The sequence below is a fragment of the Salmonella sp. A7 genome (assembly GCF_020181675.1).
GTDB classification, from domain to species: domain Bacteria; phylum Pseudomonadota; class Gammaproteobacteria; order Enterobacterales; family Enterobacteriaceae; genus Salmonella; species Salmonella enterica.
The window spans coordinates 2,762,559-2,778,474 of sequence record NZ_CP084001.1; the positions used below are offsets into that span (position 1 = coordinate 2,762,559).

The window sequence follows — 15,916 nt, forward strand, 5'->3', positions numbered from 1 at the left end:
TGAATACGACAAAGCGTGGGGAAGACCCCACGCTTTTTTTATTTTGTGACCGCCGTATTCGCTGAATGTTGCTCGCGGCGTGATGCCAGCCATAGACCACTATTTTTCATGGCATAGCCAAAAATTAGCCCCAGCGCCAGCGACGGTAATACCAACCGCCAGTCACCCTGCCCTGCAAATGTCGCGCAGGCACCGATAAATGTTCCCGGAACAAAAGAAAGCAATAGCTGCTTTGCCTGGATACACATCAGGAATGCCACGATCCCCGTCAACACGTAACTGACAATTTCCAGATGCGGCGCCAGCGCGCTACCGTGAATAATGACCAGCGCCCACACCATACCGCTTAACAGCGTACAGGCGGAAATCAACAATCCCTTAAAGCCTCCCTGCGGACAGGCGAAATAAGCCGTACAGCCTAAAAAACCGGCCCAGCTTAGTAACCCCAGGGAGACGGCCACCCATCCCCATATTCCAGAAAGGATGCCCGTCGTGATAGCAATAGAAAGAAGTATGTTCATGGCGCGCATCATAGCAGAAAAGCGGCACATTAATGAGATCACGCACACATTTTATGCAATGAAGTAAAACCCGTTGCAGTTAAGGGTGATTTACATCACATTATTCTTCATCTTCTTCCTGAAGTTCATCCCACATGGCCCCTATCGCATCACGCGTTAGCGGCGCCAAAGTGCGCCAGAATGGCGTAACGGCATGGGCTTCAACTTTACCGAGGAAGGTATTGCACCAGGGAAGCAGATAATCGGCAAATAAGGTTTCCAGCGCTTCACTTTCATCTTCGGCAGACTGATCTTCCAGCCAGGAGGCCGCGAGCAATAAAGTACCAATGTGATCGGCAGGCGTATCGGCCAGCGGCATCCCTCGCGACGTTAAAAAAGCGCGCACCTCAGACTCTTCCGCGCCTTCGACCCACGCACTGCGGTATGGCGCTACCGCGCACTCTTCCCCAACAAATAACGCATTGTAATCAGTGGAAATCTGCGTGATATCGCAGCTTTTCTGTAAACGCGCCAGCATATCATCCTGCTCCAGCGGCCAGTTTGCCGCCAGTTTACCTTCACGGATTAACGTAAACAGCGGAACCAGTAAAGGATCTTGCGGTTGGCGGTAATACAACGATCCCAGCACACGGCACAGGATTGAAAACTCATTCATTGATATCTTCCCGTAAATAACGATTAAAGTTCGGCAAATTCCGGTACAGGCGCCATACCGCGTGATTCGAGAAAGGCCAGTAAGCGCTGCGGCGAGACGTTCAGGATTCGATCTTCCGGAAAATTCACCGCATCCAGAATTTTCCGGCATTCGGTGAAATCGCCAAGCGTAAAGGCCGTATGGGAATCAGAGCCTAACGCTACCCAGCCTCCCGCATCGCGTACGGCGGCAGCGACCGCGCGGCAATTATCTTCGCTTCCTTTACGCGAATGCAGAAAAGAAGAGTTGTTGATTTCCAGCGCTACATGGTGTTTCGCCGCCGCCTGCGCGATGGCGTTAACCTCCACTGGATACTTTGGATTTCCGGGGTGACTAATTATATGCACCTTGCCGCTGGCGATGGTCGCGATCATCGCCTGAGTATTGGTTTCTTTATCATGCGGCGCAAAAACGGGCTCATGAAAGCCTGCGATAATCAGATCCAGCGAGTCTAACATCTTTCCGGAGCAATCAATTTCACCGTTAATGTTCTTGATATTCGCCTCAATGCCACGCAGTATCCCCACGCCGTCAACCAGACGCGGCCAGATGCGCATGTTAATAAAATGCCAGTGATGCGGCGCATCTTCCATGTCCGGACCATGGTCGGTAATCGCAAAAAGTTTAATGCCTTTGCGTTTGGCTTCCGCGATATAATCGCTCAAAGTACTGTAGGCATGAGTGCTGGCGACGGTATGCATATGCAGGTCAACGGGATACATTGCTCTCTCCTGTAGTCATTTCCGACAAGGATAGCAGGTATCGCCAGCGTTTTTTAGCGAAACCCGGCCCGCGCCGGGTTGATGTCAATATCCTCTCGCCCGATCCACCTGCCCCGTCACCGGCTCTCCCTTCTCCAGCTGGGTAATTGTGCGGCTAATATAATCGATGGCTTCCGCCGGACGGGTGACTGCCGCAATGTGCGGCGTCATGGCGACTCGCGGATGGCGCCATAATGGACTTTCCTGCGGTAACGGTTCCTGGCTAAAGACATCCAACATCGCGCCTTTTAGCTTACAGCTATCAAGCGCAGCCAGCAGATCAGCCTCCTGAACATGAACGCCGCGCGCGAGATTCAGCACGTAGGCGCCATCCGGCAATTGATCCAACAATTCGCTATTAATAATTCCTACCGTTTGGGCCGTATTCGGCAGCAGATTAATCAGCACCCGCGTCTGGCTCAGGAAAGCGCGCAGCTCTTCACGCCCCACATAACTTTCCACGCCAGGCCAGGATTTGCGGCTACGACTCCAGCAACGTAACGGGAACCCCCACGCCTGTAGACTTTCTGCCACTTTTGCGCCCAGCACCCCTGCGCCCATGATACCGACGCTAAATTCTTCGCGGGTATATTCCGGCAACGGTTTCCATAGCGCCTGATTCTTCAGCGCCTGATAATCATCGAAACGACGGAACCAGTGTAATACCTGGCTGACGGCATACTCCTGCATTTGCAGGCCCATTCCGGTATCTTCCAGACGGAATAGAGGAATGGAGGCGTCCAGCATTTCCGGATGCGCATTTAATTTACTCAGAATTGCATCCACCCCCGCGCCCAGCGCAAAGACGGCTTTTAAGCGTCTTCCGGCCAGCATTTCAACCGGGGGCTGCCATACAAGCGCATAGTCTGCGGGGTTGTTATCACCGACCTTCCATTCACGAACGCGCGCATGTGGGAGAGCCTTCTCCAGCGCATTTACCCACCAGGCGGCGTTAAATGTCGGGTGATAAAAAATTATCTCCATGTTATCTCCTGAGCAGTATGGTGCGGAATGTGATTGCGCCTGTTATCAGCGTTTTCAACGGGATGTGCAGCATAGCAAATTTCCCGGCGCGGGCAAAAAAAGCAGTTTTCGCTTATTAAAGCCACAGATTGGTGGAAGTTTGTATAAACGCGCTTTTTTTTGAAAAAGTTGATTGACGTAGAAAGGATATTTCCCTACATTAGCGCCCGTTCCAGTAATGCTGGAGCGACAATTTGGTGAGGTGTCCGAGTGGCTGAAGGAGCACGCCTGGAAAGTGTGTATACGGCAACGTATCGGGGGTTCGAATCCCCCCCTCACCGCCATATTTAAGTTGAGAGCCTGTACAGAAGTACGGGCTTTTTGCTTATATGTATCCCCCAAACCAAGGGGGGATGAGAACCACCGACCGGGGTTCGACACAAAAACGCCGGGAGCGTTTTTGAACAGAGCTTGCTCTGGCCCCGAAGGGGCGAGGCCCAGGGATGGGCTGAGTAGCGGCGCAGCCAGTTGGACAGACGACGAGCCTGCGAGGAGACTGCCCGAAGGGCGAGCGCAGCGAGTCAATCCCCCCCTCACCGCCATATTCAAGAAAGAGCTCGTACGAAAGTACGGGCTTTTTTCGCATTAAGCCCCCGTCCATTGCCGGATGGCGCATAGTTCACAGGTGCCTTATCCGGTCTACATAAGCGCAGCGCCACCGGGTAATAACACCACCATCCGGCTTTCAATTTTAGCCAAGAATTTCAGTGAGTTTTACTTTGCGCCCCTCGTTTGAGGAAAGCGTCGCAGCATCAGCGGTAGCAATGGCATTTGTCGCCGCTTCTCCTGTTAGCAATTTAGCAAACTCCTCGCCTGGCTCCAGACCGTTTATCACATCATGCAAGTACTGCATCTCCAGTTTCATAATTGATGAGAGCCACATCGGCGTACGTTTACCGGGTTTACCATAAGCGATTGCGCCATCCATCTCGCTGGATATGTTACCGTTGCGACGATCGTCATCCTCCGCCTGGCTTTCATGCACAAGAAAGTGTGTTTTTTTGCCCGCTTTTATTAGATAACCAGCCGTATTTTGCATATCAATGAGAATTGCACCTGTCGTGCCCTCAATTAATACATAGTGCTCAGGGTAGTGGAACGATGATCCCCACTGAAGTGTCGCGAAACGACCGCTTTCGAACTCAAGAGTGATTAGGACAACATCATCTTCATCACCAAATTTTTCACCTTTGTGCGCAACATTCCCCGCCGCCATTGAAACCAGGGATGGGGTTTCATCCATGATGAACAGTGTACAATCTAGCTCGTGAATGTGATGGTACAGATGCCCGCCTGACTTTGCGCGAATCTTCTTCCATGAGATCTCATCCTGCACGTCTTCAAAACCATTACGTTTAGTGTGAACTTGTGTAACTTCACCGATTTCACCGGCTTTGATGAGCGCTTTAGCGTGGCGAACCCCGTGAAAAAAGTTCATAACGTGACCCGCCATAAAGGTAACACCAGCTTCTTTGCAGGCATCAACCATATCCTTACAATCCTGGTAATTTAAGGCGATAGGTTTTTCACAAAACACGTGTTTACCCGCTTTAGCCGCCGCAATGACCGGCGCTTTATGTAAGTAATTTGGTGAAGCAATAATTACGCAATCCACATCAGGATGGGTACAAAGCGCCTCCATCGTTGCAGTGGCGACACAGTTCAGCTCTTTCGCTATCGGATCCGCATTTACCGGATCGTAAATCGCAGTGATTTTCGCTCCTTCAACCTTAGACATAAATCGCGCCAGTTCAGCGCCAAAATAACCCGTACCTACAACACCGTATTTCGTCATCATTTATCCTCTATTAAAATTCTTTTGTTGACTGAAAGCTTTCACGACGTGCTTTTAGTCTATCCGGTATGGATAAACCAATAATAAGTAGAATTGTTGCGGTCCAGAAAGCAACAATGAACGTTAGCGCAGCGCCTAGCCCCATTGTTATTCCAAGCCAGGTCGCCGCCATTGAATTGAATGTGCCTGATGTCGCAGCAAGATTATAAATCAGTCCGGTACCCAAACCACGAACCTCAAGAGGAAAGTAGTCGTAGAGGAATTTGGGAACCAGCCCGCCAACACCTACGTTAGTCGCCATTAAACCGAATAAACATGCGCCCAGCAGTAAATAATTATCTTGCGGAATTCTGAATAACGGGAAAATGAATAAAAAGGACATGAGAAGACCAATGCTGAACGTTTTCTTCAAACCAATTCTATCTGCGCACAGACCCCAAACGATATTTCCCAATACAGTGCCGAATGCTGCCGCCGTCATTAAATTAGAGACCACGCCCGTATCAAAGCCCTCGCCCGCTAAATATGTAGGCAGTAGACCAAAGATTGGCCAGTTTGCGCCGAAAATAGAGAACAGAACAATAAATACACATAATGTCAGTGGAAATTGAGCTCGATTAAATAGCCCTTTCATTGACAAAGAGAAAACTGACCAGGCACTTTGTGAGAGCTTTCCGAGACCACTGAGTTTGGCTTCTTCCCACTCTTTAGATTCAGGAGCCCTGGCCCGGATGTAGATTACTAAAAGAACGGGTAGCAAACCGACAAAAAAAGCAGCACGCCAACCATACGCTTCGGCAAATGAAGGCATAAAGTAGGCTGCTATGATGTTACCAATACCGAAACCTGAAACCAGAAATGCGCTCGCTTTAGATTTTAAATGCTTTGGCCAACTTTCCACGGCATAAGTAGAAGCGCAAGCATACTCCCCCGCCATCCCCATACCGACAATGAAACGACTAAGCGTCAGCATAATTACACCGGAAGCCAGGCCACTTAACCCTGTACCTACAGAATAGGCAACTATCGACCACATCATTAACGGCTTACGGCCAAATTTATCTGCCAGCAGACCAAATAGCGCCCCGCCAAATGGTCGCCCAATAAAGGCCGCTGTGGCAAGGAATGCGCCCTCCATATCTGTCAATCCTAAGTCAGCCTTGATCAGATACATAATGTAGAAAATCAGCATAAAGTCGAAGCCATCAAAAACGTAACCCAGCCATGCTGAAAATAAAGCATTTTTTTGTGGACGAGTTATCTCGCTATACCACGGGAAGAATTTTGCTATCACAATAAAACCCTTATTTGCTGTTACCGTCTGAAATGCTTACGGAATTAATTTTTAAGTCATATCAATTGCCGAATAAGACACTATCAACCGGCACTTTCCGACAACCGCCTGAGATCGTAGCTATGTAAAGCGTATATTCATTGTTTATCATCCTTATTCGTAGCTACGTTAAGGACGTGAATACTCAAGACAAAGTCTAACGTTCTGTAACGTAGCCACGGGCTATAAGATTATCGATATGAATACTAAGCAAAGATTAGTACAGTAACTCTTTAACCTTTCTCAAAAGTGGTATTGTAATCCAACGCGATAACGGGTCTGTCTCTCATCGGTATTATTTCTCACCGCTACATTTCCGACCTCAACGTATGGTGTAAATGACTTATTCAGTTTCCAGGCTAAAGCCACATTATGCTCATAGTTTGTTTTTTTGTTATCAAATTTAATTTGATCGCTATCCATCCAGGTAAAGTTATATTCTAATTTCAACTCATCAAAAACATAACCTATATAAGTATCAAATCTATTCGTTTTCTCATCATCATTGTAGTTAGCTGTCTTTCTTGCATAGTCATAGCGGTAACGACCAGCCATATAAATACCAGAATCAAAATTATATTGCACCCTTAAATAAGGCTTATAAATTGAAGTGTCTGGACCGCTTTCAAATATAAATCCAGGCTGCAAAACAAAATGGTCCGTAACTTTATAATTATAACTTACGCCCAGTTCTATAGCGTTTGCGACGAGATCGCTTAAATGCTTATCCTGCTCACCATCTACTCCTCCCGATTTAACGCTGGCATCGACATAAAAACCAATGCCGTTAGGAAGTTTTTCAATTATAGCAATACGGTCTTTATTAATTCTGGTTCTATCAGCATATTCATGCCGATAATCAAGGGTTGCCGCTTGTAGATATGATGAAAATGCTATAAACGAAACCATACCCAGAAGATATCTGTTGATTTTCATAAAATACTCCGCTTATCAATTAACTTTATTTTTGTATTTAAAAATTATTTTATTAATAAATTACCATCACGCATGGTAAAGGAGGTTACAGACGAAACAGGTTTCCCTTTAGCATTTTCACCACCGATAAGGAAAACTTCATCACCATAACTTACTGATACACCATAGCCGAGAGGTTGTTTCATTTTACCCATATATTGCCAATGGCCATTAACCAAACCATAGACTTCATCTCGCCATTTTTTATTTATTCCTTCGTGGGAATAAAACTTTCCATTGGTATAATTTTGTTTTGCTCCCGGAAAATTCGCGCCACCACCGACAAGCAGGACACCGTGACTATAGCCCGAAAATGCTCCGGCCAACCCTTCCTGCTGTTGTTCTCCAGGCGATGGCGGTAACTGGCTGTTCTTCAACCATGTTAGCTTATCGTTATCCCACATGGCGCGGTAAATCACATCGGTACGTAAACCCGGTTTGAGCTCACCATTAATCAGCATCAGGAAATTATTTTCCATTACCGATGACGATCCTGCCGTCCCCGCGCCTGGCAGCTCACCGGCATTCTTCCATGTGTTCTCTTTAGCATTGTAGATAAATACGATTTTATTAAAAAAATAATCTTTGGCAGGTTTATTAAAATAATTATAGATGACTTTATTTTTTTCACTTTCATCCGCAGCCGCTATATCAATAAAATACTTATCAAAGATATGCTCATTAACCCCTCCGGTAATAAGTACCATCGTTTCGTTTAATTTTACTCCCGTATGCCCTGTTAATCCAACTGGAGATATAGTGTCAACTTTTTGCCATGTATTTTTCACCGGTGAGTATTTGTACACATCGCTATAAACCTGCAACGGTGATTCACTGTTTTTTTTCCCTACGCCACCAAAAACATAAAGCTCATCATTTAAAAATACCGACACGGATTGCTCACGAGCTCCACCAGGAAACGACTTTATACGCTCCCAGTCTTTATGTTGCTTTTTAAGATCAATTTTATACCAGGATGTCCCTGCGGTACCTAAGCCGACATAAATCACGCCATTATTATCAATAGCGCCAGTACCATTTTTCAGTGGTTCTGGTATATCAGGAAGCGTCGTTGCATATCCTGATGTGGTGATAGCAACTGAGAAACATAGCGCCATTAGCGTCATCATTTTCTTAAAATTTTTCATCTGCATCCCCATGCGAAGAAATACAATTGGAGTAAAGCTTCATCATTAGTGATCTTATGGTGCACAATTTCAACAATGACAATGACAAAATGTGACCAAGCGCTAAAAATAATTACATGGAGTTATCATGTGCGAGGTAAAAGCACCCCATGGTGATGTTAGAAGTGATTATGGGTGATCTGTTATGGCCAAACTCATTAGTGATAGCATTCTGAATAAATACAACAAGAATTATGTGATGCATTTCATACTGGCTATCCCGTGGCGTATAAGCTCCTTCTGAGCATTTTATCTTTATGCCGGAAGCAGTTAATAAAATACAGCATGCTGCCGTCAGAATGAATTGTATTTGTCTTGTAGCTTCAGGTTATAGCCTCAAATCCGCTGGCGCAGTAATTGAATAACAAACATACCTTATGACTGTGTTCACATTTTTCTATCTTTTTGCTTGATGTAGCAACACTCCAAGACATAACATAAAACGGAGCAAAACTTCAAATATATAAGGCGGAACTGGATGTCACTATTAGCCAGGCTGGAACAAAGTGTACACGAAAACGGTGGGCTGATTGTCTCATGCCAACCGGTACCAGGCAGCCCTATGGATAAACCTGAAATTGTGGCTGCAATGGCACAGGCAGCGGCTTCGGCGGGTGCGGTCGCTGTGCGCATTGAAGGCATTGAGAATCTGCGGACTGTTCGTCCCCATCTTTCTGTTCCAATTATTGGGATAATTAAACGTGACCTTACAGGGTCGCCAGTCCGTATCACTCCCTATTTACAGGATGTTGACGCCCTGGCGCAGGCAGGTGCCGATATTATCGCTTTTGATGCCTCATTCCGCTCTCGCCCGGTTGATATTGATAATTTACTGACACGTATTCGCCTGCATGGATTACTGGCGATGGCAGACTGTTCAACCGTGAATGAAGGCATAAGTTGCCATCAGAAAGGAATCGAATTCATTGGTACAACATTGTCTGGCTATACCGGCCCCATCACGCCGGTTGAGCCAGATTTGGCAATGGTGACGCAACTGAGCCATGCAGGTTGTCGTGTTATTGCCGAGGGGCGCTATAACACGCCTGCACTGGCGGCCAATGCTATTGAGCATGGTGCCTGGGCAGTTACCGTTGGTTCCGCTATCACCCGTATCGAGCATATCTGTCAGTGGTTCAGTCACGCAGTAAAACGCTGAACAGGAAAAGAAAATGAACACGCTTACTATTGATATTTATGTCTCAGAGAATAATCCGACGTTAATAATGCTATCGGCAAATACGATACCCAGGCCTGAAGCCTGTTTGAACGCAATATCGGATATCTGCTATTTCAGGTATCCGGCAGGACATACGTCTGGGCATCACCATTGGTAGAGCATAAATGTTCTGCCTTTTACATCTCATGATTACCGTCATTGAGATTAACAAAAACTATTACTTGATCTGAATATCGTATCGTCTGAATGATGGGAAGATAAAAATACACAGACGATGACCGCAACTCTACTCAAAACCATAAGCAGGAAAGAACTATGATTACACATTCTTTCGGCATCGTTAATTATCTTGTATTATTTGGCTACCTCCTGGCCATGATGTTAGTCGGTGTCTATTTTTCCAGACGGCAAAAAACAGCAGACGATTATTTTCGCGGTGGTGGCCGGGTTCCTGGTTGGGCGGCTGGGGTCAGTGTATTTGCTACTACGTTAAGCTCAATTACATTTATGTCAATTCCTGCCAAAGCGTTTACTTCCGACTGGACGTTTATCATTGGTCAGTATCTGGCTATCGCAATTTTACCGCTGGTTTTTTATTTCTATATTCCGTTTTTTCGGAAATTGAAAGTCACATCAGCCTATGAATATCTCGAAGCACGGTTCGATGTGCGCTGCCGTCTATTCGCCAGCATGTCATTTATGTTGTTTCATATCGGACGTATCGCCATTATCACTTTCCTCACCGTGCTGGCCTTGCGCCCCTTCATCGCTATAGACCCGGTGATTTTGGTACTGTTGATTAGCGTGATGTGTATCATTTATACCTGGATGGGTGGAATTGAAGGAGTAATATGGACTGATGTTATTCAAGGCCTCTTACTTTCTGGCAGCGCGATACTGATTTTTATAGTGATATGTCTCAAAGTCCAGGGCGGCATTGGTGAAATTTTTACGGTGACGCAGCAGGCGGATAAATTCTTTCCGGCTACGCAGTTCCACTGGAGCTGGACGGAAAGCACAGTACCTGTATTGATGATTGGTTTTCTGTTTGCCAATATTCAGCAATTTACTGCCAGTCAGGATGTGGTCCAACGCTATATCGTGACTGACTCCATAGAGGAAACGAAGAAAACATTACTTACAAATGCCAAACTGGTTGCTGTGATCCCTGTTTTCTTTTTTGCTATCGGCTCGGCATTGTTTGTCTACTATCAGCAACATCCACAATTATTACCGGCGGGATTCAACACTGGCGGCATTTTACCCTTATTCGTGGTCACCGAAATGCCAGTCGGCATTGCAGGGTTGATAATCGCCGCTATTTTCGCTGCCGCGCAGTCCAGCATCTCCAGCAGCTTAAACAGCATTTCCAGTTGTTTTAATTCCGATATCTATCAGCGTTTGAGTCATAAAAAAAGAACGCCAGAAAACCGTATGAAAATAGCTAAGTTAGTTATTCTGGTCGCGGGCCTGATAAGTAGCGCGGCCTCGGTATGGCTGGTCATGGCCGATGAATCAGAAATCTGGGATGCATTTAATAGTCTGATAGGTCTGATGGGAGGGCCAATGACCGGTCTGTTCATGCTGGGCATTTTCTTTAAACGAGCAAATGCCGGGAGTGCGGTTTTAGGAATTATTATCAGCGTCATTACCGTGCTGGGCGCACGCTATGCCACTGACCTTAACTTCTTCTTTTATGGGGTCATTGGCTCGCTAAGCGTGGTGATCAGCGGCGTTATTTTCGCCCCGTTATTTGCCCCGGCACCGCCATTGACGCTGGATGAAAAACCTGAACCAAAGGTGACATTATGATTTCATGATACCACGCTATACCGACACAGCACACGGTGACGCCAACGCCCGGGGCGACAATACCGGGCCAGGTATAAACCATCCGTCAAATGGCGCGCTATAAACACCGTAAGAGCAAACAGATTACTCTCCAGTGATGTTCTGTCATAAGTTGGCAACGCGATGTAAATATTCCCCCTCCTTTACTTACATCGCGCTTTTTTTCATGCCGCAGACTTGATAGGCTCTGCTCTGTTCGATATTGCAGGCTTTGTGCCGCAATCAGCCCTCAAGAGCAGGAACTATATGGAGCCTCAACCCCCACGTCTTAAACCCGGAAAAATCCTTGACACTCTGGGTGCTATGCAAAAAAGCCTGACACGTGCCTCCCAGCGTATTGCGCAATATATTTTAGCCTTCCCCAGACAGGTGACACAGTCATCTATTGCCGATTTGTCACGCGAAACACAGGCCGGAGAAGCCACGGTTATTCGCTTTTGTCGCACCCTGGGCTATAAAGGTTTTCAGGATTTTAAAATGGACCTGGCCATTGAACTTGCCACTACCGAGTCTGATGACAGTAGTCCTCTACTGGATGCCGAAGTTAGCGAATCCGACGATGCCCACGCCATTGGTTTAAAATTGCAGAACACCATTAGTAATGTATTATCTGAAACGCTAAATCTGCTTGATATGCAACAGGTTCTCGGTGTCGTGGACGCCCTACGTCACTGTCACTCAGTTTATATCTTTGGTGTGGGCTCATCGGGGATCACGGCGCTGGATATGAAACACAAGCTAATGCGTATTGGTTTACGGGGCGATGCGGTAAGCAATAACCATTTTATGTACATGCAGGCTACGCTATTAAAAGCAGGCGATGTCGCGATGGGTGTCAGTCACTCGGGCACATCGCCAGAAACAGTGCATTCACTCCGATTGGCCCGACAGGCTGGCGCCACCACAGTCGCCATTACCCATAATCTGGGTTCTCCATTATGTGAAGAGGCCGATTTTTGCCTGATCAATGGTAATCGGCAAGGAATGTTGCAGGGTGACTCGATCGGTACGAAAGCCGCGCAGCTTTTCGTCTTTGACCTGCTCTATACCCTTCTTGTACAGTCCTCGCCGGAACAGGCCCGAGAAAGCAAATTACGGACAATGAATGCCCTGGACATGACAAAATAATTCCCTTCACGTACAGGCGTCATTTTCCTTTTTTGTCCATGAGTCTGCTGGACGCTTTATAGACAACAAAGCCCGGTCTCCCGGGCTCTGAAAGTCAATGCTATATTAGCTGTATGCGTGGAGCGTTCGCTGACAAAGCGCCGAGCGCACGCAGTCGTCTTTGTTGAAATGCACAATCCCTACCATTTCATCTTCTTCAAAGCGTTCCAACGCATCGCTCAATCCGGAACGCACGCCGCGCGGCAGGTCGCATTGCGTAATATCGCCATTGACAATGACCGTGACATTTTCGCCTAATCGCGTCAAAAACATTTTCATTTGCGCCGCAGTCACATTTTGCGCCTCATCGAGGATCACGACCGCATTTTCAAAAGTACGCCCACGCATATAGGCGAACGGGGCAATTTCTACCTTACCGATTTCCGGGCGCAAGCAATATTGCATAAAGGACGCGCCTAACCGTTTAAGCAGGACATCGTAGACGGGCCGAAAATAAGGCGCGAATTTTTCAGCGATATCACCGGGCAAAAAACCAAGATCTTCATCAGCTTGCAATACCGGACGCGTCACAATGATCCTCTCGACGTCCTTATGAATCAATGCTTCTGCCGCCTTTGCCGCACTGATCCATGTTTTCCCGCAGCCGGCTTCGCCGGTCGCAAAAATAAGCTGTTTACTGTCGATAGCGTTCAGATAATGCGCCTGTGCTTCATTTCGTGCCTTAACAGGCGAGGTATCGCGACTATCGCGCGCCATGCCAATGGCTTCTACTCCGCCCATCTGTACCAGTGACGTGACCGATTCTTCTTCACGTTGCTTATGACTACGCGAATCTCGTCTCAACACACGCTTTGCTTCACGACGAGCTTTGATCACTGCTTTTTGTCTTCCCATGGATAGCACCTTGAGTTGTAGGTATACATCACCCGCGTTCTCTTAAACGCGATTATGCGCACACACATCTGAGGGTTGGCTTCCTTGTAAGCCTTAGCTTGCTTTTTGAAACGACGCCACACACGGCTACGCGCACCACATATGACGTCATGGGTATGGTCAGTAAGGGAAATGATGAGAGCTTTTAAGATGACAAGACCACCACCGGAGAGAGAATGTCCGTACAGGGTGTTGTAACTACTGTAAACAATGTGTCCTGGTGCGGACATTACCATTCGCGATCTCCATAGTGAGTGACCATCACTGCCGGGGAACTACCGCTATTACTACTAAGTACAACACAAAACATCAATAATGCAACAATATATTCACCAAGCATTAACCAAACATTATTGCGTCATTGTCAGTCTCTTACAGAAAGATTACACGATTATTTCATCGGCAGGAGACTAAAAAAGATAATCATTAGCTACTGCGGGTATTAATGCTGAAAACATCCATAACCCATTGAATATTGAACATATATAAGGTTAAAATGGAATAATTAACGTGCCCTCTCTCCCATCGCTAAAACGGCATTATTTATGCAAAATTTTATGCGGCATACTTACGCCAGTAACGCTGACTTGTTTTAATTTTTGTCATTACTCTATTGCGTCAAGGCTATTGGTACCATTAACAGGCGATTTCATATATGGCTAGTTAGTGATTACTCGAGATGTATTACGCCCGCGTTAACGGCGCTCAAGGGCTAAAAATAGTTTGAGAGTGCGTCCTCATTTACCTGAACATCTTCAGTCAATCGGTCCGGGACTTATCAGAGGACCAGGCGGGCGTATAACGCCGCCTGGTAAAATATGTCCGATGGCAATAATGCTATCGGACATGTCGGTTATTCCGCCTGTAGCTTCGACGGCGGCGCGGAATGATAATGCGCGTCCGCTTTTGCAAAGCGTTCCTGCATCGCTGCTGTCGGCGCTTTGCCAAGCAGGCTAAAGATTACGATCCCCAGGCTGCCGAAAATGAAGCCAGGGATAATCTCATACAGATCCAGCCAGCCATATTGTTTCCAGACGATAACCGTCACCGCGCCAATAATCATTCCCGCCAGCGCGCCGTTACGTGTCATACGCGACCACATCACAGAAAACAGGACAACAGGTCCAAATGCCGCGCCGAATCCAGCCCAGGCGTAGCTCACCAGCCCCAGCACACGGTTATCGGGGTTCGCCGCCAGCGCAATGGCGATCAGCGCTACCACCAGCACCATCACTCGCCCTACCCATACCAGCTCTTGCTGGCTGGCGCTTTTACGCAGAAAAGCCTTATATAAATCTTCTGTAATCGCGCTGGAGCATACCAGCAACTGACAGCTCAACGTCGACATTACCGCCGCCAGGATAGCAGACAGCAAAATACCGGCAATCCACGGGTTAAACAGGATCTGCGCCAGTTCAATAAATACGCGTTCTGAGTTTTGGTTCACCGCCCCGGCCAGCGCGGGGTTGTTGTTAAAATACGCAATGCCAAAGAAGCCCACCGCCACCGCGCCCGCCAGACATAGAATCATCCAGGTCATACTGATACGACGCGCATGAACAATGCTGTGATGGGAATCCGCCGCCATAAAGCGCGCCAGGATATGCGGCTGACCGAAGTAACCCAGTCCCCAGCCCATCAGGGAAATAATGGCAACAAAATTCAGCCCCTTTAGCATGTCGACATTCTCGATGCTCTTTTGCTTGATCACCTCCAGCGACTCGCTAAAACCGCCTACGCCGACAATAACCATCACCGGCGTCAGGATTAACGCAAAAATCATCAGGCTGGCCTGAACGGTATCCGTCCAGCTAACGGCAAGAAACCCGCCGATAAAGGTATAAATAATGGTTGCCGCGGCCCCCGCCCACAGTGCGGTTTCATAGCTCATACCGAAGGTGCTTTCGAACAGTCGTGCTCCAGCGACAATACCTGACGCGCAATAGATAGTGAAAAACAGCAGAATGACCAGCGCGGAAATAATACGCAGGACTCGGCTCTTATCCTCAAACCGACCGGTAAAATAGTCCGGCAACGTGAGCGCGTTATTGTTAAATTCGGTATGCACGCGCAGGCGCCCGGCCACCAGCTTCCAGTTAATCCATGCGCCTAACGTCAGGCCAATGGCGATCCAGCTTTCAGAGATCCCCGACAGAAAGATAGCGCCAGGCAGCCCCATTAACAGCCAGCCGCTCATATCCGACGCGCCGGCTGATAAAGCCGTAACAAACGGCCCCAGGCTGCGACCGCCAAGAATATAGTCATCAAAGTTTTTGGTTGAGCGCCAGGCGATAAACCCAATCAATATCATGCCAAAAATATAGACACAGAATGTCACCAACATCGGTGTGCTAATAGCCATCAAGGTTCTCCAAATTTATTTATTGGCACTACCGTAGCGTGCCGTTTTGTACCCTGCCGGAACGTGGCAAGGGTGTTATGTTTACCAGGGCGACCGTATCCTGCCGGAAGCGGTGGTTATTCACAATCGATTTAACACACCATTTACATCAAATTTGATTGCAGAGGGATACT

At 47.3% G+C, this 15,916-nt stretch carries 13 protein-coding genes and 1 tRNA gene; 4 read left to right on the forward strand and 10 right to left on the reverse strand.

Features of this window, described 5'->3' with window-relative positions:
* Positions 1–38: 38 nt before the first annotated feature.
* From LCS67_RS13645 to ghrA, 4 genes are all read right to left on the reverse strand, one after another.
* A complete protein-coding gene (locus LCS67_RS13645) occupies positions 39–521 on the reverse strand; it encodes a DUF1097 domain-containing protein (RefSeq protein ID WP_001546652.1) in 483 nt (160 codons plus the stop codon).
* Between the two features lie 100 nt (positions 522–621).
* Positions 622–1,176, reverse strand: coding sequence for a molecular chaperone (locus LCS67_RS13650; RefSeq protein WP_001001890.1), 555 nt, complete (start codon positions 1,174–1,176; stop codon positions 622–624).
* A 23-nt stretch (positions 1,177–1,199) separates the two neighbouring features.
* A complete protein-coding gene (locus LCS67_RS13655; protein ID WP_100521869.1) occupies positions 1,200–1,937 on the reverse strand; it encodes a phosphatase in 738 nt (245 codons plus the stop codon).
* Between the two features lie 84 nt (positions 1,938–2,021).
* A complete protein-coding gene (ghrA, locus tag LCS67_RS13660; RefSeq protein WP_000402553.1) occupies positions 2,022–2,960 on the reverse strand; it encodes a glyoxylate/hydroxypyruvate reductase GhrA in 939 nt (312 codons plus the stop codon).
* Positions 2,961–3,195: 235 nt separating this feature from the next.
* On the opposite strand from ghrA, the gene LCS67_RS13665 reads away from it, so the two are divergent.
* Positions 3,196–3,283 (forward strand) — tRNA-Ser (locus LCS67_RS13665).
* 407 nt (positions 3,284–3,690) lie between these two features.
* Here the strand turns inward: LCS67_RS13665 and LCS67_RS13670 are convergent.
* The 4 genes from LCS67_RS13670 to LCS67_RS13685 form a co-directional block, all read right to left on the reverse strand.
* Complete coding sequence (locus LCS67_RS13670) at positions 3,691–4,797, reverse strand: Gfo/Idh/MocA family protein (protein ID WP_000988594.1); 1,107 nt, start codon at positions 4,795–4,797, stop codon at positions 3,691–3,693.
* Positions 4,798–4,807: 10 nt separating this feature from the next.
* Complete coding sequence (locus LCS67_RS13675) at positions 4,808–6,088, reverse strand: MFS transporter (protein ID WP_000560755.1); 1,281 nt, start codon at positions 6,086–6,088, stop codon at positions 4,808–4,810.
* A gap of 282 nt (positions 6,089–6,370) precedes the next feature.
* Positions 6,371–7,063 carry an oligogalacturonate-specific porin KdgM family protein gene (locus LCS67_RS13680; protein WP_000700859.1) on the reverse strand — a complete coding sequence of 231 codons (693 nt, stop codon included), beginning with the start codon at positions 7,061–7,063 and terminating at the stop codon, positions 6,371–6,373.
* Positions 7,064–7,107: 44 nt separating this feature from the next.
* Positions 7,108–8,262, reverse strand: coding sequence for an N-acetylneuraminate epimerase (locus LCS67_RS13685; protein WP_001643958.1), 1,155 nt, complete (start codon positions 8,260–8,262; stop codon positions 7,108–7,110).
* 505 nt (positions 8,263–8,767) lie between these two features.
* Here LCS67_RS13685 and LCS67_RS13690 point away from each other — a divergent pair.
* The 3 genes from LCS67_RS13690 (at position 8,768) to LCS67_RS13700 (ending at position 12,448) form a co-directional block, all read left to right on the forward strand.
* A complete protein-coding gene (locus LCS67_RS13690) occupies positions 8,768–9,448 on the forward strand; it encodes an N-acetylmannosamine-6-phosphate 2-epimerase (protein ID WP_000054242.1) in 681 nt (226 codons plus the stop codon).
* A 336-nt stretch (positions 9,449–9,784) separates the two neighbouring features.
* A complete protein-coding gene (locus LCS67_RS13695; protein ID WP_000628085.1) occupies positions 9,785–11,281 on the forward strand; it encodes a sodium:solute symporter in 1,497 nt (498 codons plus the stop codon).
* A gap of 285 nt (positions 11,282–11,566) precedes the next feature.
* Positions 11,567–12,448: a MurR/RpiR family transcriptional regulator gene (locus LCS67_RS13700; protein ID WP_000433674.1), complete on the forward strand. Its 882-nt coding sequence runs from the start codon at positions 11,567–11,569 to the stop codon at positions 12,446–12,448.
* Positions 12,449–12,553: 105 nt separating this feature from the next.
* Here the strand turns inward: LCS67_RS13700 and phoH are convergent, their stop codons facing one another.
* Positions 12,554–13,342: a phosphate starvation-inducible protein PhoH gene (gene phoH, locus LCS67_RS13705; protein WP_000533527.1), complete on the reverse strand. Its 789-nt coding sequence runs from the start codon at positions 13,340–13,342 to the stop codon at positions 12,554–12,556.
* 892 nt (positions 13,343–14,234) lie between these two features.
* A complete protein-coding gene (putP, locus tag LCS67_RS13710; protein WP_001018463.1) occupies positions 14,235–15,743 on the reverse strand; it encodes a sodium/proline symporter PutP in 1,509 nt (502 codons plus the stop codon).
* Positions 15,744–15,916: the final 173 nt, after the last annotated feature.

What these genes read in the sequence shown, in the direction of transcription:
- LCS67_RS13645 (WP_001546652.1), bottom strand. Translation starts at nt 521, where the DNA reads ATGAACATACTTCTTTCTATTGCTATCACGACGGGCATCCTTTCTGGA.
- LCS67_RS13650 (WP_001001890.1), bottom strand. Translation starts at nt 1,176, where the DNA reads ATGAATGAGTTTTCAATCCTGTGCCGTGTGCTGGGATCGTTGTATTAC.
- LCS67_RS13655 (WP_100521869.1), bottom strand. Translation starts at nt 1,937, where the DNA reads ATGTATCCCGTTGACCTGCATATGCATACCGTCGCCAGCACTCATGCC.
- ghrA (WP_000402553.1), bottom strand. Translation starts at nt 2,960, where the DNA reads ATGGAGATAATTTTTTATCACCCGACATTTAACGCCGCCTGGTGGGTA.
- LCS67_RS13670 (WP_000988594.1), bottom strand. Translation starts at nt 4,797, where the DNA reads ATGATGACGAAATACGGTGTTGTAGGTACGGGTTATTTTGGCGCTGAA.
- LCS67_RS13680 (WP_000700859.1), bottom strand. Translation starts at nt 7,063, where the DNA reads ATGAAAATCAACAGATATCTTCTGGGTATGGTTTCGTTTATAGCATTT.
- LCS67_RS13685 (WP_001643958.1), bottom strand. Translation starts at nt 8,262, where the DNA reads ATGGGGATGCAGATGAAAAATTTTAAGAAAATGATGACGCTAATGGCG.
- LCS67_RS13690 (WP_000054242.1), top strand. Translation starts at nt 8,768, where the DNA reads ATGTCACTATTAGCCAGGCTGGAACAAAGTGTACACGAAAACGGTGGG.
- LCS67_RS13695 (WP_000628085.1), top strand. Translation starts at nt 9,785, where the DNA reads ATGATTACACATTCTTTCGGCATCGTTAATTATCTTGTATTATTTGGC.
- LCS67_RS13700 (WP_000433674.1), top strand. Translation starts at nt 11,567, where the DNA reads ATGGAGCCTCAACCCCCACGTCTTAAACCCGGAAAAATCCTTGACACT.
- phoH (WP_000533527.1), bottom strand. Translation starts at nt 13,342, where the DNA reads ATGGGAAGACAAAAAGCAGTGATCAAAGCTCGTCGTGAAGCAAAGCGT.
- putP (WP_001018463.1), bottom strand. Translation starts at nt 15,743, where the DNA reads ATGGCTATTAGCACACCGATGTTGGTGACATTCTGTGTCTATATTTTT.